Genomic DNA, 20,083 nt, shown 5'->3' on the forward strand with positions numbered 1-20,083 from the left:
GAATACATACAGCTTTGGCAAGGTATTTTGGATTCATGGAGACATGTCTGTGTGGGGATAGGTAGGTGGAAGATGTGTAAAGACATGCCGCGGCAAGGGGGTAACCTTTGGTGGGGTTTATATAAAGTAAAGACATACCCGGGGTAGGGGTAGGTGGAAGTGGGGAATAGAAGACATGCCTTTATACCAGGGTTAGTAATAATACGCCCCGGGGTTGTCCAAACGCCTGGAGGGTGACAGCATGTCTCTTTTGGGTTTATAAAAACATGTTTGTGTGGAGTTGGAGGCAACAGTATATCCGTGTTACGGGATATAAACACATATCCATACAAGGAGGATGGGGGTAACATTATGCCCTTACAGAAGGGAGAATATAAAGACATTTCTGGGGTAGGAGAGGATGAAGGCATGCTGGTGTAGAGGTATATGATGTCTCTGTAGCGTGTGAAGTGAAGAAGAAAATGCTGTGGATGTAAGACATGTTTATGGTGGGGATAGGCAACGCACCGCTATACCTCGGAATAGGGATATGCCTGGTGGGTGACAGCATTTCTGTACGGGGTGGAGATGATAGTATCCCCTTGTAGAGATGAGTTACAGTGTGTTGGTTTAGCCAGGGTATCTCCTTGTGTGGAGGTGTATAAGGGAATATCTAAGTGGTATTGGATAAGGTTTGGGGTTTATAAAGACATGTCTTTAGGGGGGATAGTCAAAAGATATGCCTCTTTGTGGGGGAATGTATAAACACACACCCGGCATGCCAGTGAGTGTTGGAGAATATATGAAAAGATGCCTCTGTGGCGGGGTTTAGGGCAATGCCCATGGGGATGTAAACTTATGCCTTCGGGAGGATGTGGTTTGATTATACCGGGGCATGGGGTGATAGCTCCATGGGGGTAGGGGAAGTGATAAGGTTATATAGAGTATCCCTTTGAGCATATGGACGATTCTTTGAGGCGATTGCCTGTTGTATTTGTGATACGGATAAACAAGTGCCTCCCCTTGCGCCTGCCATTGTGGTAATATGTTCTTCCATCAGAGTTCCACCAAAGTCATTACAACCCCAGTCTAAAGCCTCTTTGGCCCCATCCACACCCAATTTTACCCAACTCGGCTGATGATTGACTATTATATCACCCAGCAGTATACGTGCCACGGCAGTCAATTTCAAGGTGGCTTGTAAATCTGGTTGTAGCCTTCCCACTCTTTTTCTCAAAAAAACTGGAGCATTTTCCCCTACAAACGGCAGTATGATAAACTCAGTAATTCTAGCAGGATAGTCTTTTTCTATAGCCAACTCTTGAAGAGCTCTTATCTTATACAGGTGTAGTACTTGGTGTTCAGGAGTTTCGATATGACCCGACAAAATGGTACTAGTAGTATATAAACCGTGACGATGAGCACAAGATACTATCTCCATCCAGGTTTGGGTGTTAATTTTTTCTGGACAGATAATTCTTCTTATGTTATCATCCAGTATTTCGGCAGCAGTACCAGGTAGAGAAGCAACACCAGCCTCTTTTAAGGAAGCGATAACATAATCATAGCTCAGGTTATCCTGACGGGCAATAAATTGGATTTCTTGGGGGGAGAAAGCATGGAGGTGGAGTTGGGGGAAGGCTTGTTTAATTTCTGTCACCAGACGGGTATAATACCTCAGAGTGCTACCCTGGATTTTGGCGTAGGGATTTAACCCTCCCTGTATACAGATTTCCGTGGCGCCATTTTCTACTGCCTTTTCTGCCTTTTCTAGGATTTGCTGCAAAGAAAGCCAAAAGCTATCCTTTTCCCCCAAGTCTCGTCGGAAGGCACAAAAACTGCAGTGTTTTTCACATATGTTGGTAAAATTAACATTGCGGTTAACAACATAGGTGACGGTATCCCCCACTTGTTGTTTTCGCATACTATCGGCGGTGGTTTTCAGCCACTGGATATCGGCAGGGTTTGTGGATTTAAGGAGGGTGACAGCTTCGGCAAAAGATAAAACAGGGTTTGTAATGGTTATACTGTTGCTATTCATGAGTTTTATTATTCTGGGTTGCCCATTGGTGGAGACTAATACTGTGTGCCCCTCTACTAGTTTAACTACAGTAGTGGAAAAAAGAAGGATAGGATGCCAGAAAGAAGAATATAAGAGTATTAGTGTTGCCGTGCGGGTTGTCTTAGACTAGAGGTTGCCACTAGGCGTTTATCTGTTTAACCACATTAGCAGGGAAAAGAGGGTTAACTTTATGGTAACCAGAGACGGAAACGAAAAACCAATCACTTGATGAATAAAACGGAGGTTGGTTTCATTATATCACTCTCCCTTACACCCTAAAACTTCCACCGGCTGTCTATTTAATCACGATGACAAAAAAAGAGGATGCCAATACTTGCTAATACTGGGAAATCGAACACATAAACACCCAGGTTATATTACAATAATGGAGGGAGTTGGTTGGGATGACTAAGGGGCATCTATTAGTACAACCACACTAGCAGAAGGAAAGAAAAAAGAATTGAAAGAAAGAATTAGAGGCTACAGGAAGGCGTGCATGGTCTAAAATCAGACACTAGAAAGAGATTACTGTTACTATTGATGTCTTATCTTTGGATTGTTACCTGGTGTCTATTAGTTGGTTTGACTACAGAAAAATGAGAGAAGAAGCCAACACCGACAGAAAGTAACTATGAAAAGAATAGAAAGGCTGGTTTAATTTAAGACAAAGAATAAGACGGAGTTGGCATTGTTGCCTATCAGTCTTGGCTAAGATAGTGGAAAGGAAAAATTTAACGCCTGGGGGTTATAAGTTACTAGAGATATAGGCGAAAGACGAGTATACTATGTGGGAGAAAAAGATGGAGTTGGTGTTGCCATTTATTTTTTCCCATAATCCAGATTAATACTAGGCATCTACCACCGGCAGACAATGAAAAGCCAATCTTACAGGGGATTAAAGATAATCAGAGACAGAAATGAAATCGGGATGGCTACTTGGTTGTTTTTGGCGGCAAAAAGAAGTCAATACCACGCGGGAAGGCTTGTCTATCTGGCAAGAAATAAAAATTAATTGGCATTGCCAGTGATGTTTTTTGATACCACTATTTGTTTATATTCGGGTGCATATGCTGTCATCTATCAGTTTAACTTCAACGGCAGAGAAAAGAAGACAGCGGGGGGTTAGACAGAAACGGAAGCCAAGTCTACCTTTTGATAATTGGGATGGCTACTTGGTTGTTTATGGCGACAGAGGAAGAGGAGATAAAAAAGAGAAGTTTAACTGGGGGTGGAAGTCTCAAGCTTGTCTTCCCAGTGAGTGGTATTTTCTGATATTAGAGATTATTCTCAGCCGTCTGTCAGTGAGAGGTTAGGGGGAAAAGAAAATGAAAACAGAAAGAAAGTCTACTTGCTGAGAGTTAGGATTTATATTTTTTTCCTAGCCTTCGGATGACTACTGAATTGTGTTTATTGGTAAAGGGAATACCATTTATAAAGTAGCCGGAGAGGAAAACAAAATAAAAAACAGGTTTATCCACCGGAAAGTGAAATGAAGTTAACATTACCACTCACAGAAGCCGAAACTGAATGGCATAAAAAAGGGTATAAATAAACAATAGTTTGCAGGGGAGGAGAAAGGGTAATTGATATGGTGATTGGGGTTGTTTTATCCTCAGGTAAGGTTAGTAATAGGGATTTCCAATATAATTGGAGACTTTTAGTGAAGAATAAGGAAGAATAAGGGAGAATTAGCATTGCCACTGGCGTTTCCCGACTTTACCACTAGGTATCTATTGGTGAGTAAAGCCAACGCCTGGCAGCTAAAAATAGAAATTAAAAGCTATCTTACTCGGTGAGGGATAAATATAACAATAACAATGACGTTGGTTGGAATTGACATTGGGTATCTCAGGGGAAAAGCCAACACCACACTGGGGATAACCAAAGACATTAAAAGTCAGTGTCTCTTGATACTTGAGATTACTACCAGTTGTCCCTTGGTATAATCCTAGTGGTGAGGGGGGTAATTAGGAGGATAACCAGAGACAGAAATGAAAGGCTGATTTACCCAGCGGGGGTTAAAACAGGAGTTGATGTTGCCATATCCTATAATGTTTTCTGACATCTTAGGATTGCTTAAAGTGTCTAATTGTCTTGACGTCGTGGCTAGGGAGAATAAGGCTAAAATCCCGGAAAACAACAACAATAAGAGACGAGAACAAGAAATTAATTTGCCCGCTGGGGGATAAAATAGAGTTGGTGTTGCCATTTATGAGGAGTTGCTGGTGGGTGTCTATTGTTTTTATCCCAACGGTGGGGAAAGGAGTGGGGTTTGGATGTTACAGGGGGGTGAAATTCACATTTTTTTTGGCATTCCATATGGCCGACGAATTGTCTGTGGGATAAGAAAAAGCCTACTTTAAGGAGAGTAACTAGACTAGAAAAAAAGAGTGGGATTGGGGATTGGCATTGTCGTTGATGTAGTCTGACACTTTCTTTTGATTGTCACTATAGGTAGTGGGGGAGAAGAAGTTAACACCTAGGAATTGGAGGCAGCTAGAAACAAAAACGAAAGACATGTTTATTTGCCGGGGGAGGAAATTAAGCATCTAATAGTGGAAGCCGAAATTGGATAGGATAAAAAGAGGTAAGCTATAAAATAATGGTGAAGAATAAAAGGGAATTGGTATTGCCATTGGTGTTTTCCGACACTCTGGACTACTTACTACTAGTTATATATTGGTTTTAGTGGTAAAAAAGAGTAAAGCCAATATGGAGAGGATAACCTCCTAGGGTGGGGGTAGAAGATAGTTTACCTAGTGAAGACTGGGAGAAAATTATTGTAATGTCTATGGGTAGGGGATATACCTTAGACAAAAGACAATCAAAAACAAACATAAAGACTAAAAGAGAGTTGGTATTGGGGTTAGGATTTTTTAGGCATAGTCTAACCATAGACGACAGGAAAGCAACCGGATATAGGGATGCTGGTTGAAGAGGCGAGGAATGAAGTTGGTTAGAATTGCCACTGGTTATTCTCACTGGTTATTCTATAGTTTAACTGCAGTCACGTGGATAAAAAATTTGACGCCAGAAGAGAGGATAACCAGAAATTATGGGGATTCCTAAAAGGGAATTGATATTGTAGTATAGCCGGCAGTCATCAACCAGTCTGACTGCAATGGCAAAAAAAGTTAAGCCAACAACGAGGAGGTTACTGGAAAAGGAAACAAAAGGCTAGTTTAGTTGTTGTGAGGTTTCTATAGTCTCAGTTATAGGGAAGAGTAAAGCCGACATGATACATATCATATAAAGCATAAAGAGAATAGCCATACACAGAAGAAACTTTCCTCTAGCCTACCAGGCAGTCGGCGGTGAAAAGTTAATATTCTTTTAATTGGCTGTTTAAGCAGTAGAGGAAAAAAACTGACACTTAAAAGCATAAAAGGTGAATAGAAACAGAAATAAAAGGCTAGCCTGCCTACTAAGGCACAAAATTGACACTTCTTGAGACTTGTGGATAGCTATAGGGTTGTCTGGAATTACAAAAAAGGATGCCGATGAGGGGATAACCACATATTGGATTGGTGTTGCCATTAACTCGATGGGTTTTTTTTGATAATTTAGATTTGCCACTCATCCCAAAGGGGTGACTGGATATGGAAACAGAAAGCGGGTTTACTCGCCAGCCGGCAGCTGGCGTGGCGTTGGTTGTGATTATCACCGCTTATCTGTTACAGCAACTGGGAGAGGGAGTGTAATTAGAGAAATAGAAATGGAATTGTTGTTTTTATAACCGGGGGGTTGTCGTCAGGCATCTAATTGTCTTAGTAGCAGGGAGAGGCAAGTAGTAATATGGGTGTAAACGAGAGTTAAAATGGGAGACTAAAAAAGGATGGTTGTTTTCACTGAGGTTTTTTGATACTTGGAGTTACTACTACCAGATATCTATCAGTCTAAGGCAGTAGTAGAAAGGAAAAAACCAATACCAGGCGAAGTAACAAGAAACGGAGAGAAAGACTAATAACTTTTCCTGACACCCGGGATTTGTCATACATCCAAAGAGGTGACTGGATGTGGAAACAAGAGGGTAAAAAATTCTGGTTGGAATTGCTAGTAGCGGTTTACTTTCTTCAACTTTCAACTTGCAGTCTGTAAACGGGATAAACAGAAGACAACTAGAGACGGAAATCAAAGGCTAGTCTGTTGAGGGATAAAATTTACACCCCTTTAGACTATATGAATAGCCACCGGTTTATTGCTGCAAAAAATAGGACGCCCACAGGGATAACCAGAGAGAAATTGTTGTTATCATATAGAGAAGTATAACATTTTAGCCCTTCTCTCTATTCACAATAATAACAATAATAGTTCTGTACCTTGAAGATAAGGGCTAAAACTAGATGGGGGGTAACTGGATAGGGAAAAAGAAGGCTACTATACTGGGTAAAAAGAGGCTGATGAGAGGTTGATTGGGATTGCTACTGGGTGTCTGTTAGTTTGACTAAAGTGGCAGAGGAAAAAAAGCCAATACTGGAGGGAATTAAAGGCAGCCAGAGGTAGAAACGAAAGGCTATTTTACAGCAAAGCCATAGGATTAGGAGGAAAAAGATAACAACAAGGGAGTAGGGGAGTTTTTTCGAAAGAGGTAGGCGGGGGAGGAATAAACCCATCATGGTGAGGAGAAGGATTACTAGAAAATCCCCCCATGGGGGTAACCACCAGATTAAATTTTTACCATTGGTTTCTGTGGCATCTAGAATTTGGGATATAACATGGGCGTGGATATAGATTCCTCGCATTTTCCCCAGGGGTGTATCATGAGTGTCGGGAATACTTTCTGCCACCATCCCCACCAAAATAATTTTATTTTCAAGCCATTGGGGGTTAATATATTCTGCCGCTTCCAGAATATCCCTGAGGGCGAGTTGTTGTGATATTTGTGGGGTGTTACGGTAGTTTATTATAATCTGATTACCCCTAGTGTCGAGTCTCTGATAGCCGCCACTGCCAGGGGAAAGGGGGGGGATAGTCACCTCCCCAAATCGCCAACTATCCCCTACTACAGATACTGAGATTTGTTGGTGGGATAGATGACGGTATATTAGATGCCAGGCAAAGGAGTAGTCAGTCTGACAATAGTTTGGCGTTTCGATGGGGTTTTGACTACGACTAAGTAGATAGCGACGGATAGTATAGTCGCCACTGATATCCAAATCGTTGTATAAGTCGGCATAACCCACCTGTTCCATTGTAGTCTGTTTTGGCGGACCTACACTCTCCTGTATACCATTACCCCTGTTACACACTGTTACAATGTTTGGGTTTTTGGTTATAAAAGAGACCAGATTGTGATAGTCTTGTGGGGAGGGGGTGGGTTGATCTCGAAATATGTCGACACCGATGGCAGTGGGGTGGTAAGATTGGAGTCGTTGCAGTAGGAGTAGAAGAGTTTTGTCGGGTATGGGATAGCCATAGCGTCTAATGTCTTCCTCGTCTATTCCCACAATAAGGAGGCGGTTATCTGGCGGGGAGGTTTGTTTATGTTTTTGTAGCCAATCAAGGGTTTTCAATTCTATCCCCTGTAGGTAGCCCAGACTTCTAAGGGTAAAAACCAGTATACTAACCAGTAAGCCAGTAATAAGGGGATTTAGTTTTGGTTTGTGATGGCTAACGAAGACAGGGGATGGGGAGTGGGAGATAGGGGTGGAATTGGCAGAGGGTGTAGTGGTTTCACACAAGTCAAGCCAAGACAGAGGTAGGGAGGAGGGATTTTGACAGATAACGGGTAGCCAGGTGGCAGCGGGGAATTTATCTTCCAAAGCTTCCAGTCTTTCCCTTGCTTCTCTCACTGCTAGGTAGAATGATTTACCGCGACTATAACTTGACAGGAAATATTTTAGAAATTCTTGGGCTACTACGTCTGGGACACTGAATCGCATTACAATCATTTGCGGCAGGTTTAATTCTGCCAACTGTTTTGCCAAACCCAAGCCATCGCAGGAGTTGAAAATAGCCATTTTCAAGCCCAATTGTATTGCCCTTTTTAGGGCATTTTTAAGGTTAGATATTGATATATATTCGTTACTATTAATTGCCAAATATCCCGGGACATTGTCTTGTTGGGAACATCTCCAACTATGACCTGCAAAAAACAGTATATCCCATCCCTTCTCATCCCACAAATTTTCTTCCAATTCTCGGCGAGACGGTTGGACTAAAAACCTGATTTTTGCCCGAGAAATACCTTCCAGAAATTCTTTGTCTTTTTCCACATTGATTCCCTGATTATTGCCTATGATGGCAAGAATTCTCACGTATTTATGAGACTGTTTTTTCGTTACAATAGGCTGAGTGTATTCTTTGGGGCTTATGGCAATTTCCGCTTGAGGGTAGTCATCAAAAAAGTCCCAAATCATCCAGGGAAAACTGCGAAATTCGTCATTATCGGTTTCCAGGATCAAATTGATTTCGTCATGAATACCTAGATGAGATCTTATTTTAGCCTCCGTGGAGGCAAAGGATGGCGAGTCTAGCCACCGGTTAAATTCTGATTTAAGTCTTGCTGACACCTCCTCAAAATCGTGAGTTGATATATGGGATAAATCCTCCTCTTCAAACTCAATTTCCTCCTCGGGTAAACCACGATGAATGTTTAATCTAACAAGATGTTTATAGAGAGTTTGCCAGTGGGAATAGAGGGAGAAAAGAGGGGGATTAGGGGGTAGGGAGGCAGAAAATTGTATGGGGAGAAGATGAGGAGTTAACCAGAGTTGTATTTGTATGTTGGGGATGCCTTGATGCCAATCCCCCCTACCCAACTTGAGGGAGATGAGTTTCATGTTGTTTTTGTTTCCAGCAAAGCAAGACGACTTTGTAATTCCTGATTTTCCTGTTTCAGTTTATCGATTTCCTGTTGCAGTTGCCGAAGGGTTTTATCTTTACCCAGCTTTTCCCTCATACGCAGAAGAGTCTCCTCCCCGTGACGCCTTACCCTGCCGTCGGTGGTGGTGGCCAGCAAATCTGTTAGAATGGAAAGGGCCCTTTGATGTTCTATTTTACCCAAAGCGTCTATCAAGGACATCTGGGTGAAGAAGAAGGTTTCGGGAAGAATAGACTCCAATATATCCAGAATAGAAGTAATTTTATCGGGGGTTTGAGCGGCAGCCACATCTCCGAGACAACGGATGGCTGTCTGACGTAGAGGTTGGGGAATGCCTAGGGTGGTATATTGACTGATAATATCGGCGGCTTTGGGATTGGTGTTGAGATGACTTAATCCCCTAATGGCCGCACTACGTATAATTTCATTCCAACTATCTCTTTCTGTAAGAATGATTTGGAGGAGGGAAATAACTTCTTCTTGTTTATCTTGTAGATTGCCGCTAGCTACAATTTTGCCAATGCCACCAATGGCTTCTGCCTCCACAAAGTAACTTTCATCCCCCTGGAGGATGATATTTTTAAGGGTATCATAACTTTGGACATTTTTATGTTGACTCAAGGCTTTAACTATTGCCTTTCTCACCCTAGGATTGCCGTCTTGCAGATGAGAGACTAAGACGGAAGTTGCCTGATTGAGTCTAATTTTACCTAAGCTATTGATAATTTCCACCTTAACCCCCCAGAATGTCTCTTTCTCCAATGCCTCTTTGAGGGTGTTTACGGCTTCCATATTATTTTTCTTGCCTATGGCCCTGGCTGCATAAATACGAGATATTACATCTGGATCATGGAGTAATTGTGCTTTTAATTCTGCAAAGCCATAGTCTAATTCTACAGTTTTAAGATAGTAATTCCCCACGTCAAAAGAAATAAAATCTGGTTTTTTATCTAGGGGAAAGTAGAAGGTTTGTTCAGGTTTTTCTAGTTTTAAGATAAAGGTTTTTAATTGGGGTTTATTATTTTGTTGGATATAGCCAAAGGCGAGGGGAATCTTCAGGGAAAATAAGTCAACATATTTACCGTTTTCCTCTTTAGCCTGGTTTTGTTTAACGGTGACAGAAGCAATGCTAGTTTCGCTATCCCAGCTGTAGGTAATTTTAAAATCCGGATGCCCACCCCTAAAAACATACTGCTCAAATAGAGGGACCAAATTATAACCAGTGGCTTTTTCTATTGCCCTCAACAAGTCGACTGTTTCTACGGTTTTGTAGGCATTGTCATTGATAAAAGTGTGAAGGAATTTGGTAAATAATTCCTCCCCTAGAATGCCCCTAATCATATGATAGACACAGGAGCCTTTTTCGTAAAGATGACGGTCATATAATTCGATGGCGTCACGGTAAACGTTTGTTACAATAGGACGACGGTAACGGGAGGAGTCTTCTTCTAGGTAACTGGCAGCCTGTTGAAAGAGATAGTATATTCCTTCTTCGTGTCCATATTCGTGTTCTATCCATAATACTTCTGCATAGGAGGCGGCGCCCTCCTTTATCCAGGCATGACTCCAGTGTTTGATAACTACTAAGTCGCCAAACCACTGATGGGCCAGTTCGTGAGCAACAAGAGTTTCTGTGTTACGATTGTCAAGAGAAGCCCTTTCATCCAGAAGACAACGGGCCGTTAGAATAGTGGCGGAGGTGTTTTCCATCCCCCCAAATATGAAGTCTTCTACGCATATTTGGGCATATTTTTCATAGGGGTAGGGGTAGCCATATTTCTCACTGAAGAATTCAATCATCCTAGGGGTTTTCCCAAGACTTATTTTCGCTTGTTTTTCTTTGCCTTTTTCCACATAATAAATAATGGGGGTGTCCTGCCACTGTTCCTCAATTATGGCAAATTTTCCTACGGCTAGAGCCATTAAATATGTAGGGTGTGGTTGGGGTTGTAGCCAATGATAGGTGGTTTTGCCCCCTTTCTCTTCTGTTTTGATTAACTCGCCATTAGAGACGGCGATGTAGTCAGAGGGGACTTGTGCTATGATCTCAGAGGTGGCCAGTTGTCCGGGAAAGTCGAGACAGGGAAACCAATAACGGGAGTCTTCATCCTCCCCTTGGGTCCACACTTGAGTGGGTTTGTGGGGATAATATTCATCAGGGGAGATGAAATAAATCCCCCGTTGTGGTTTTTCCTTATGGTAGGAGACGGTAATAGTTAAGTCTTGGGAGGGGGAAGGGGGAGAGGGAAGGTGGATGGTGAGGGTTTTGCCGTCGTAGTCAAAGGGGTGACTGACATTGTCTACTGAGACTGAATGGATGTTTAAGTCAACGGCATCGAGGGTTAGGTGGGTGATATTTTGGCGGATGGGGGTAAGGGTGATGTGACATATGCCGCTGAGACTTTGACGGGAGATGTCTAAGTCTAAATGAAGGGAAATGTGTTGTACCTTGCCGTAGATGTCTGGATTATAATGAGGCTTACTGCCGGGTAACTCAAAATCCCTCTTGTTGTCGGCGTCAAAATATAGGGAATAATTCATAGAGAGAGGAAACCCTGATGGTATGGTGGATTTCCTCTAGTATAACTGATGGCTTCTCTTATACTGATGGTGCCTTTTGTCGCCACTGACGCAATCCTAGTTTCTTGTATATTTCCGTTTCAAGGGGTTTGCCTTTCAGCATACGATTCCAGTATAACCAGGGCAACAGATAACGTTTGACCAAAAACATGCTATAACGTTCCTTAGTGGGGTCCATGAAGAAAGAGGAAATGGGGATATTCTCGTAGTCGAATTCGGCAAAGATGGCGGAGTTGTAGCCGGTTATAATGGGACAACAAGTATAACCATCATAACGGGCAGTAAGGGGTTTACCACTCATCAACGCTAATAAATTTTCTACCACAACTGGTGCTTGAGCCCGCACGGCCGCAGCAGTTTTAGAGGTGGGTAGAGAAGTGGCATCTCCCAAGCCGAAGACGTTTGCGTAACGCTTATGTTGTAAAGTGTATTGAGCCACATCTATCCAGCCACCACCGTCACCATTTTGTTGTGCAAAGGGGCTTTTTTTGATAAAATCAGGGGCCCTAATAGTAGGTGCTACATGTAGCAATTCGTATTTAATACTTACCTCCTTAATACCATCAGGGGTGGTGACATCAAATATTGCCTCTCTGGTTTCCGGTTTAATCTCCTTGAGATTGTGTTGATACTTGACTTCAATACCCCGTCTTGCTACAATCTCCTCCAGGACTTTAGAACAGGCTGGTACTGCAAACAGTTTGGTGCCTGCGGTACAAAACATTACTTTGGTGTTAACACCGACGCCACTTTTACTCTTAAATACATAGTCTGCCATATACATGACTTTTTGGGCAGCACCACCACACTTGATGGGGGTGGCAGGGTAGGTGAAAATGGCATTACCCCCCTTAAAGTTTTTAATTAAATCCCAGCTGTAGGCACCATAGCCGGCATAATTGCTAGTAACCCCATTTTTGCCAAGGGTTTCTTTTAAACCCTTTATTAGGTGTAAATCCAGTTGAATTCCCGGACAGAGTATGAGATACTGGTACCTTACCTCCACGCCTGATGCTGTTATAATCAAATTCTTTTCTGGTTCAAAGGACACTACATAGTCTTTAATCCAGTTTACCCCCTTGGGTATAACATCTTTTTTATCTTTTACCATTTCCTCGGGTTTCATCAACCCCCCTTAGTGTCCATCCTGGCTGATAATAGTGCTTTTCTGAGGGTTCTATTATAGCAATGTCTAAATTCTTATCTTTTTTTAACAATTGAGCTGCTGTTGTAATTCCCCCACTACCTCCACCCACTATTACTATTTGATGGCTATAGATGATGTTTTCCATTGTTTTTCCTCCCTTTCAGTTTTTTAACATTTCTTATGATTTCATTATATTACTATATGATACTCTAAGAAAATATTCAAAAAGGGAATTGTATTTTAGATGTAGGAAAACATAGTGAGAAGTTTGGGAAGCAAAAGGAGGCAATTAGAGTAGTGGCATATGCCAAGGCTAAAGAAAAGAGAGGAGTTGTTGTGGTCATCAGCTGCAGGGGGGTTATACCAAAGTCTGTTGATTCCCATCAGGCTATGAAGGTATTTTCTGTTTGCCATCAGTATTTGTTTATTGTAGTTGCCGGGTATTACTCGCTGCCACAAGTTACTAAGATAACTAGTTTGTATTAATTTGTCTTTCCTACTTACCACCGGTATTTGTTTATGGTGGTTATTAGACTATTGATTGCCGTTATTAGTCAGTAAGTTAAGTGGGGTTGGTATGTGTAACTTTTGTATTTCCAGTGTTTTGTTGGGTTTATATGGATTGCATATAAGGAAGAATCCATTAGCTGTAAGAGTCGATTGCCACACTATTACCCTTTTCTGTCAGCTAGTATCGTCTGTTTCGTTGGTTGTCTCAGTAGCAACAAATGCCAGTGTTGTCTTCCGTCTGCCACTTGTCTTTCTGCCATGCTTGTTAGGGGTTGTTAGAATGGCCCATTTACCTTATACAGTGGTAGTGTTGATTATAGTGACAGCATCTGTCAGCAGGGGTGGATTTTCATCCCAGCATTCCAGGATTGGTTTGTTGTATTGGTTGGTTTTTGCAGCCGGCAATTTGCCGACAACATCTATTTATTATGGTTGTCTCAGGTAGAAGCGACAACCAATGACTGTCATTTTAGTGTCTTAGTTTTTTCTGCCATTAACCACTACATAAAAAGTTGTCTTGTTGTCATGTCAGTGTTTTAATTTGCTTTGTCACAATGGCAGGCAACTGGCGTTTGTTGTCATACTACTATCTTGGTATTCTCCTAGCATGTTGTTGTGAGTCGTTGGCTTATCATTTTTCTCCCTTTTTGTTGATAATTGCATTGTTTTCTAGAAGTGGCTGCTGTCAGTTGGCAATGTATTACTGGTGGTTTCTTGTTATCATACTGTTGTTTTTTTCCATACGTCATCGGCGTTGATGGTCATGCCAGTGTCTATAGCTAATGCCGTGGTGTCAGCCAATTGATTGTTTCTACTGCTAGCTATTGCCATTTACTGGGATAAGGAGGTAACTATTGACTTTATTGCCGTTGTCAGACATCCCTGTCGCCAGCCGTAGTCTTTTTATTTATATACTCATACCCCTGTTATGTTTGTATTTGTTTTCAGAGGCGTTTGATAATTGTCTTGTTTTATTTTATTAATGCCGGCAGATTTGGATTGCTAATGGTTTTTTGAGTTGTCGGCTGTAAAAATTATTGCCCTTGTGGGAGAATGATTTGGATGGTAATACTGTATTGTCTGGAATAAACTGTCAGACTGGCCTCCCCCGCCAAGTTATTACTCCCTCGATGGGTGGTTTTCAGTTTTCTGTTACTGTTATGTGTTAGGATTTATCCTACCATTCCAGTATTTTGTTAAATATGTTTTGTTAAATAATTTACTTCTGCTACGGGTTACTCATTTCTGTTTACGGTTATTACTGTTGTGAAGGCAAAAGTGTGGATTACCACGTCTTGCTAGTCATTTCTGCTGGCTATCTAATTGGTTGCCGGTGTTAGCCATTAATATGAGATTAGTTGTCTTTTTGGCATGGCTTTGTAATAGTAATTTGTTTTGCCGCCAGCCTATATTGTCTATTTGTTGTCATAGTCATCTCCGGCATGGGTGGCAATTGTGAATTATAATGCCAGTGTCTTATTGCTAAGTATTTGTCTTGCCAACTGGTGTTGTGTGTTTGCTATTTTATTTGTTTTCCTTATTGTCTAGCTGTCACTAGCATCATCGTCTACCTACCACCATCTGTTTATGCGGCAGATGGCCGTTGGTTGTGATGTTTGTCTTGTCTACCACCTATTTATTTGTCATCCCTGTTTATTTGTCATCTCTGTTTGCCAGCTACCATTATCTGTTTGTTTTCTGGTTTTAACTCATATTGTTTTCCGGCAGTGTCTATTAATTGCCATCTTGCTACCAGTATGTTTATTGTCTACTAGTTGTCTAAGTCATTCTACTTGCCATTGGTTTCTTTTGTTAGCCACTGGGAGAATTGATGGCTAGTGGGTTGTTTCTGTGACTATTGGTGTCTTTTGTCAGGGAATAAAATGGATTGCTAATAGGTTGTTTTTATTGTAGCTCGTTCCTGTTTTTGGTTTTGGTAGCCATGTAGGATGAGTTGCTTTGATTACTAGTTTCTGCCAAGTCACTGCAATTGCCTTCTTATTTTCTGGTTATCGGATATTGGGTTGTTGTTTTAGGTTGCCGGTTGATTCTTGCCGCCAATTAGTTGTCAGGGATGAAACTACTGACTGTTATTTTGGCATCCTAGTTGTTTCTCCCCTCAACCACTATAAACGATAGACTGACTTCCACGCTAATATTCTATTATTCCCTGTCATTAACCTCTATACGGGGGATAGTGTCTTTAGCATGTTGTTTTAGCATGACTGTTTTATGGCGTTATTCTCCCATAATGGGTGAGTTGTATTTGTATTATTTCCCAGTAGTGTCTGCTATCAGTTACCAGAATAGACAATAGCCTTCATAGTGGTTTTTTTTAAAAACACCACTTTTTTCCTCCTACACGTCACCGTCTTGACATTCATTTATCAGGGGAAGGGGAGTTATCAGACTTTTTTGTTGTCAGTCATCTTGTCGTGATTTCTCGTATGTTGCTGGTGATTGCATTGGTTTCCCCGTTTGCCATAGGTGGTATAGACGAGTAACACTGATTATCATACCGGTTTTTGGTTGACTCTGCTTTTTGCCACTGGGTGGCTATCTCGTTAGTTAACTGGTTAATTATTTCCTCCGTGGTTGTTTCTCCTTACTGGCTAAATCGGGTTGCCGGCGTCTTGTTGCAATAAATTTGTTTTTTTCCGTTAGTCGCCGTATTCCTGAGGGGGGTTACCCGACATGTGTGATGCTTACTATTTCTTTCTTAGTCTACCATTGTTGTGGTTGTTATCTTATTAAATTTGTATTTCTTGTTAGCATCGTCTACCACCAACCATGTTTTATTAGCTACCTTAAATCCCCATTTTCTACACCCCACCCCAAAGGGGAGACTGTATACAAAGCTAGTAATGACAATCCCCCTTCTGTCAGGTGAGGGGAAATAGCTAGTCTATCAACCGACAACAATCCCCCCAAAGATAGTAACCAGTTTGTATACCAATCATAGTTCTCCCGTCAATAGTCATAGGCAATGAGGAATGATAATAATTTACAATTTCAAGAGGCCACTGAAAAATAACGGCAATATATGTGGTTTTGGCCGGGTATATAGGGGAAAACCATGAAAAAAAATATCAATAAATCGGGTACTATTGCAGCCAGGGCAATAGGAGGATTAGGGGGATATGGTAGACGGTGGGGGAGGCTATTTTACTAGTGAAAGTCAATGGGAATGGGGGTGAGGGTTTATCGCAAATAATCAGGAGTGGGAAGACAGTGACAGGGTGGCAACACCCACTGTTTTTAGTTTCCCCTTGGCTAATACCGCTTTAGCTTCCCTGACGGTAGTTCCAGTGGTGTAAATGTCGTCCATAATGAGAATGGGGGTGTTTGGGTTTATTTTCCTTTTGTAGTCTTTAGCCAATTGGAAGGCTTGCCGGATGTTTTCTTGTCTCTCTGTTGGCTTCAATCCAAACATTGCCTTTGTGTTTTTAACCCGCAGGAGGAGATGGGGTTGAAGGGTATAACCAGTTATTTTACAGAAACCTTGAGCTACTAATTCAGCTTGATTATAGCCTCTAGTTTTTAATTTTTGCTCATGGATGGGAATAGGTACAACTATTAGTTGTTTATACCGTCGCTGGTGGTTACAGACTATCCACTTTTCTCCCAACCATTGTCCAAATAATTCCCCTAATTCTCTCCTTCCATTGTACTTTAAAAGGGTTATACATCGTCTTAAATGGCCATCATATTTTCCCCAGGAGAAAAGGAAAAACCCCTCCTCCAACCAGAAGAAATCTCCTTCCAGTTGACAATCTGCCAGTTTTTGTTGACAATAATAACAGAGCCTGTCCTCTGCTACTGTGCCACATAGTGGGCAATTTTGCTTTAGAAATAGGTCTAGGAATAATTTAAGCATTATCGGCAAAATGGAAGTTAAATTTAGAGAGTTCAACCCTTTTGACTTGTGGATTTGGTTAGAGTTTGAACATGCCCCATCCGAAATGGAAAAACAATATGTGGAGGAACTGTTCAACTCCTGGTTTTATATAGGTAAACTAGGGGGATTTAATGCTGAAAATTTGCAAATTCAAGAAAGGGGAGTAGACATTAGCTATCTGGAATATGACGAAGAATACGCTGATAATGCTATGATGGCGCCTATGCACAACATGGGGGAATTTGAATATTTAGGCAACTGGGCAAGGTGTTGGTTTGATTTGGGTACCAGTGATTTAATTGCCTTAGACATTCTTATTAATTCTCTTAGGGAATTATCGAAAGACTATGTAGCTATAAAACAGGTGATTTTCGGGGGGGAAAATGAAGACTGGAAGGTAGAGAGAAGGGACGAATGTGCCGGTTTTGATTCCTACTAATAATTGCTCACCTTTTACCGGCAAAATTTCCCAGCTTTTTCAACCCCCAAGAAAGAAAAATTCCAGCAAGGAGAATACCAATTGCCGGATTGAATAGGGGTTGCCATAGTCGATACCAAATCTCCCAACCCAGGGGAATGCCCAAAAATCTACCAGTTAAGGCTACCACAAACCAAATAAAACCAATAATAACCACAAAAACATTTGCTACTAAGAATGTTTCTAACCACAACAATAGTTTTTCTTTCATGAGCAAAACCGAGGGAAAAAATGATCTACTCATCCCCCACCAATTATATAATTAAGGGGGAAAAAAACTCCCGGTGTGCCCACATACATGATGAGAAAATGGACATAAAGGCTTTAATTCGCAATATTCCTGACTTTCCCAAGCCGGGTATTATTTTTAGGGATATTACCACCCTGCTGAAGGATGCTAAGGGGTTAAAATATGTCATTGACTCTTTGGCCTATAAATGTGAACAACTACCTAGTCTCCCTGAGTATGTTGTAGGCATTGAGTCGAGGGGATTTATATTCGCCCCTGCTTTAGCATATCATCTCAATGCCGGTTTTGTGCCTGTGCGGAAAAAAGGGAAACTCCCCGCCGCAGTTTATAGTATCGAATACTCCCTAGAATACGGAACAGACACACTGGAAATACACCAAGATGCAGTCCATCCGGGTGCTAAAGTGATGATTGTAGACGATGTAATAGCCACAGGAGGCACAGCCAAAGCCACTGCCGATTTGCTTACCAGGATTGGTTGTGAAATAGTGGCCTTTGGTTTTATTGTGGAATTAAAGGGATTAGGGGGGAGGAATAAACTGCCCGATGTGCCCTGTTTAACCCTTGTAGAATACGACTGATTTTCGATTCTTTTTAACTGGAAAAATAATCAGAACTAACCGGATTTTTGGCTTAATTCAGTAATCTTTTCCTTAGTTTTCCTCCATTCTCTTTCCAGAGGCTTCCTGGCGCTCTCGAGGGGTAGTTGCTCTTTTTTACTCAGGGCAATCTCAAAATTTCTTAAAGCCTCCTGGAGGAGATTTATGTTATTCTCTTTAGTGCCTTTGGCCCTTAGAATTTGTCCTTTTAGATAGTACAATTCTGGGTTAGAGGGGGTAGCCTGTAAGGCTTTGTCCACAAAAACTAGTGCCAAATCATATTCTTTCAAATCCCTATAGGCAATGGCAATACCCCGGTTGACAAGGTAAGAAGGGGCAGCATAGGATTGAAAGTCGGCAATGGCCTGTCGGGGGCTAGAGAAGGGCAGTTTTAGTGCTAAAAATAGATTAAGATAACCCTGGATTAGATTCAATTCCGGATCTTGGGGGTCTATTTTTTTAGCCCTATCTAAATAGTCTAACACCAATTGTAACCTTTCCAGGGCGGCAATAGGTCCACGAATTTGATATACACTGGCACCCATGAGGAAATTTCCTACTGCTAAGTATAAATTACTACGGAGGGGGTCAACAGAGGCAAGGGATTTGGCATTATCTATGGTTTTTTGGGCGAAAGAAGCCAAAGCCTCCCAGTTATTTTCAGTATAGGCCAGGGAAGCCAACAGGGCGGTAGCAAGGGGGTCAACCTTATAACGATTATTAGTATTATTCTTATCAAGATAGGCAACTAGACGTTGTTTGGCAAGGGGATAATTTCCCTCTTCAAAGAGGATGCGGAAGGCAGCCTCAGTTTCGTCGCTGATGTTACGACGATTGGTGGTGCGGAAGGGATCCCCTGCTAAACTGGAATTAGACACTAACAGAAGGGAAGAAAGGGTTAAAATAACGGAGAGGAGGCGGAGGTGGATAGGATGGCGTAGGGGGGAGAAAAAAGGCATAGTAACACTCCTTTTATGTTTGCCAACTCAAGACAACCATGAATGAATTGTAACCGAGAATCTAAGACATTATGCTGAATCTAAGAAATGTGTTTTATCATCCGGCTACTACAGCTCATCCCATTTTGGCAGACATAAGCTTCAGTTTACCACCCCAGAAGCTGGGATTGATTGTGGGTAAAAGTGGTGCCGGCAAAACCACCCTATTAGAGATTCTAGCAGGGCTAGCAGAGAAAACCAGTGGCGAGATTTGTTGGAATGCCACGCCGCTATCTTCTGAGGATTTGCAACAACTTAGTGGTATTGTTTTTCAATTTCCAGAAAGACATTTTTGTGGTAGTAATATACTAGAGGAGTTAAGACTAGGACACCCTGAAATTAGTGCCAGTCGAATTAGGGAAGCCCTGGCGGAGGTGGGCCTAGAATATATCAGCTATGATACACCTCCCCATGCTCTTAGTGGGGGACAACAAAGACGCTTATCCTTAGCAGTACAACTGATCCGACAACCTAATATTCTACTACTAGACGAGCCAACTGCCGGACTGGATTGGGAGATAAAACAACAATTGGTGCATCTTCTGTCTCGACTAAAGCAAAACTGGACGATACTAGTTGTAACTCATGATGCTGGCGACTTATTGGCAATTGCCGACTATTGTTGGCGGTTGGAGGGGGGGAGGATTCACCCATTAGACAGGAGAGATTGGCAATTGTTCAGAAAAACAAAGGCTAATATTCTCTTGTCTGCCCTAGAGGTTACTGTAAAATAGTCCCCTTTTATGTCAAAATACTAGT

The 20,083-nt window shown here is 41.7% G+C and carries 16 protein-coding genes and 1 pseudogene; 9 read left to right on the forward strand and 8 right to left on the reverse strand.

Annotated elements, in window-relative coordinates:
• Window positions 1–540: 540 nt before the first annotated feature.
• Window positions 541–744 carry a hypothetical protein gene (locus IGQ44_12880; GenBank protein HIK38870.1) on the forward strand — a complete coding sequence of 68 codons (204 nt, stop codon included), beginning with the start codon at window positions 541–543 and terminating at the stop codon, window positions 742–744.
• A gap of 118 nt (window positions 745–862) precedes the next feature.
• On the opposite strand, the gene cofH is transcribed toward IGQ44_12880, so the two are convergent.
• Entirely contained in the window at window positions 863–2,020 is a 1,158-nt protein-coding gene (gene cofH, locus IGQ44_12885) for a 7,8-didemethyl-8-hydroxy-5-deazariboflavin synthase subunit CofH (GenBank protein ID HIK38871.1), read from the reverse strand.
• Between cofH and IGQ44_12890 the strand changes: the two genes are divergently transcribed.
• From IGQ44_12890 to IGQ44_12905, 4 genes are all read left to right on the forward strand, one after another.
• A complete protein-coding gene (locus IGQ44_12890) occupies window positions 2,019–2,171 on the forward strand; it encodes a hypothetical protein (GenBank protein ID HIK38872.1) in 153 nt (50 codons plus the stop codon). The genes cofH and IGQ44_12890 overlap by 2 nt on opposite strands.
• A gap of 741 nt (window positions 2,172–2,912) precedes the next feature.
• Complete coding sequence (locus IGQ44_12895) at window positions 2,913–3,053, forward strand: hypothetical protein (GenBank protein ID HIK38873.1); 141 nt, start codon at window positions 2,913–2,915, stop codon at window positions 3,051–3,053.
• Window positions 3,054–3,108: 55 nt separating this feature from the next.
• Complete coding sequence (locus tag IGQ44_12900; protein HIK38874.1) at window positions 3,109–3,354, forward strand: hypothetical protein; 246 nt, start codon at window positions 3,109–3,111, stop codon at window positions 3,352–3,354.
• A gap of 720 nt (window positions 3,355–4,074) precedes the next feature.
• A complete protein-coding gene (locus IGQ44_12905; GenBank protein ID HIK38875.1) occupies window positions 4,075–4,230 on the forward strand; it encodes a hypothetical protein in 156 nt (51 codons plus the stop codon).
• Window positions 4,231–4,413: 183 nt separating this feature from the next.
• Here the strand turns inward: IGQ44_12905 and IGQ44_12910 are convergent, their stop codons facing one another.
• From IGQ44_12910 to IGQ44_12925, 4 genes and pseudogenes are all read right to left on the reverse strand, one after another.
• Complete coding sequence (locus IGQ44_12910; GenBank protein HIK38876.1) at window positions 4,414–4,560, reverse strand: hypothetical protein; 147 nt, start codon at window positions 4,558–4,560, stop codon at window positions 4,414–4,416.
• Between the two features lie 1,902 nt (window positions 4,561–6,462).
• Window positions 6,463–8,823, reverse strand: coding sequence for a CHASE2 domain-containing protein (locus IGQ44_12915; protein ID HIK38877.1), 2,361 nt, complete (start codon window positions 8,821–8,823; stop codon window positions 6,463–6,465).
• On the reverse strand, window positions 8,820–11,405 hold the full coding sequence (locus tag IGQ44_12920) for a M1 family metallopeptidase (protein ID HIK38878.1): 2,586 nt from the start codon (window positions 11,403–11,405) through the stop codon (window positions 8,820–8,822). The genes IGQ44_12915 and IGQ44_12920 overlap by 4 nt, the downstream gene beginning before the upstream one ends.
• Before the next feature lie 58 nt (window positions 11,406–11,463).
• Window positions 11,464–12,736, reverse strand: a pseudogene (locus tag IGQ44_12925) (NAD(P)/FAD-dependent oxidoreductase).
• 432 nt (window positions 12,737–13,168) lie between these two features.
• On the opposite strand from IGQ44_12925, the gene IGQ44_12930 reads away from it, so the two are divergent.
• Window positions 13,169–13,546, forward strand: coding sequence for a hypothetical protein (locus tag IGQ44_12930; GenBank protein HIK38879.1), 378 nt, complete (start codon window positions 13,169–13,171; stop codon window positions 13,544–13,546).
• Between the two features lie 2,769 nt (window positions 13,547–16,315).
• Here the strand turns inward: IGQ44_12930 and IGQ44_12935 are convergent.
• The gene (locus IGQ44_12935; GenBank protein ID HIK38880.1) at window positions 16,316–16,978 is read right to left on the reverse strand and encodes a ComF family protein; all 663 of its coding nucleotides are present in this window, start codon (window positions 16,976–16,978) and stop codon (window positions 16,316–16,318) included.
• Between the two features lie 10 nt (window positions 16,979–16,988).
• Here IGQ44_12935 and IGQ44_12940 point away from each other — a divergent pair, with 10 nt between their 5' ends.
• Complete coding sequence (locus tag IGQ44_12940) at window positions 16,989–17,438, forward strand: DUF3531 family protein (protein HIK38881.1); 450 nt, start codon at window positions 16,989–16,991, stop codon at window positions 17,436–17,438.
• A 7-nt stretch (window positions 17,439–17,445) separates the two neighbouring features.
• On the opposite strand, the gene IGQ44_12945 is transcribed toward IGQ44_12940, so the two are convergent.
• Window positions 17,446–17,688 (reverse strand): hypothetical protein, encoded by a 243-nt coding sequence (locus tag IGQ44_12945; protein ID HIK38882.1) that lies wholly within the window; start codon window positions 17,686–17,688, stop codon window positions 17,446–17,448.
• Window positions 17,689–17,786: 98 nt separating this feature from the next.
• Between IGQ44_12945 and IGQ44_12950 the strand changes: the two genes are divergently transcribed.
• Window positions 17,787–18,308: an adenine phosphoribosyltransferase gene (locus IGQ44_12950; protein ID HIK38883.1), complete on the forward strand. Its 522-nt coding sequence runs from the start codon at window positions 17,787–17,789 to the stop codon at window positions 18,306–18,308.
• Between the two features lie 35 nt (window positions 18,309–18,343).
• Here IGQ44_12950 and IGQ44_12955 read toward each other — a convergent pair whose 3' ends face one another.
• Entirely contained in the window at window positions 18,344–19,285 is a 942-nt protein-coding gene (locus IGQ44_12955; GenBank protein HIK38884.1) for a hypothetical protein, read from the reverse strand.
• A gap of 71 nt (window positions 19,286–19,356) precedes the next feature.
• On the opposite strand from IGQ44_12955, the gene IGQ44_12960 reads away from it, so the two are divergent.
• Window positions 19,357–20,058 (forward strand): energy-coupling factor ABC transporter ATP-binding protein, encoded by a 702-nt coding sequence (locus IGQ44_12960; GenBank protein ID HIK38885.1) that lies wholly within the window; start codon window positions 19,357–19,359, stop codon window positions 20,056–20,058.
• The last annotated feature ends 25 nt before the right edge of the window (window positions 20,059–20,083 follow it).

Source organism: Geminocystis sp. M7585_C2015_104 (genome assembly GCA_015295805.1).
GTDB lineage: Bacteria > Cyanobacteriota > Cyanobacteriia > Cyanobacteriales > Cyanobacteriaceae > DVEF01.

Excerpts from the sequence above, each read along its gene's own strand:
- IGQ44_12955 (HIK38884.1), bottom strand. The coding sequence starts at position 19,285 with ATGCCTTTTTTCTCCCCCCTACGCCATCCTATCCACCTCCGCCTCCTC.
- IGQ44_12895 (HIK38873.1), top strand. The coding sequence starts at position 2,913 with ATGAAAAGCCAATCTTACAGGGGATTAAAGATAATCAGAGACAGAAAT.
- IGQ44_12920 (HIK38878.1), bottom strand. The coding sequence starts at position 11,405 with ATGAATTATTCCCTATATTTTGACGCCGACAACAAGAGGGATTTTGAG.
- IGQ44_12900 (HIK38874.1), top strand. The coding sequence starts at position 3,109 with ATGCTGTCATCTATCAGTTTAACTTCAACGGCAGAGAAAAGAAGACAG.
- IGQ44_12940 (HIK38881.1), top strand. The coding sequence starts at position 16,989 with ATGGAAGTTAAATTTAGAGAGTTCAACCCTTTTGACTTGTGGATTTGG.
- IGQ44_12950 (HIK38883.1), top strand. The coding sequence starts at position 17,787 with ATGGACATAAAGGCTTTAATTCGCAATATTCCTGACTTTCCCAAGCCG.
- IGQ44_12960 (HIK38885.1), top strand. The coding sequence starts at position 19,357 with ATGCTGAATCTAAGAAATGTGTTTTATCATCCGGCTACTACAGCTCAT.
- IGQ44_12930 (HIK38879.1), top strand. The coding sequence starts at position 13,169 with ATGTGTAACTTTTGTATTTCCAGTGTTTTGTTGGGTTTATATGGATTG.
- IGQ44_12915 (HIK38877.1), bottom strand. The coding sequence starts at position 8,823 with ATGAAACTCATCTCCCTCAAGTTGGGTAGGGGGGATTGGCATCAAGGC.
- IGQ44_12945 (HIK38882.1), bottom strand. The coding sequence starts at position 17,688 with ATGAAAGAAAAACTATTGTTGTGGTTAGAAACATTCTTAGTAGCAAAT.
- cofH (HIK38871.1), bottom strand. The coding sequence starts at position 2,020 with ATGAATAGCAACAGTATAACCATTACAAACCCTGTTTTATCTTTTGCC.
- IGQ44_12905 (HIK38875.1), top strand. The coding sequence starts at position 4,075 with ATGTTGCCATATCCTATAATGTTTTCTGACATCTTAGGATTGCTTAAA.
- IGQ44_12890 (HIK38872.1), top strand. The coding sequence starts at position 2,019 with ATGAGTTTTATTATTCTGGGTTGCCCATTGGTGGAGACTAATACTGTG.
- IGQ44_12910 (HIK38876.1), bottom strand. The coding sequence starts at position 4,560 with ATGTCTTTCGTTTTTGTTTCTAGCTGCCTCCAATTCCTAGGTGTTAAC.
- IGQ44_12935 (HIK38880.1), bottom strand. The coding sequence starts at position 16,978 with ATGCTTAAATTATTCCTAGACCTATTTCTAAAGCAAAATTGCCCACTA.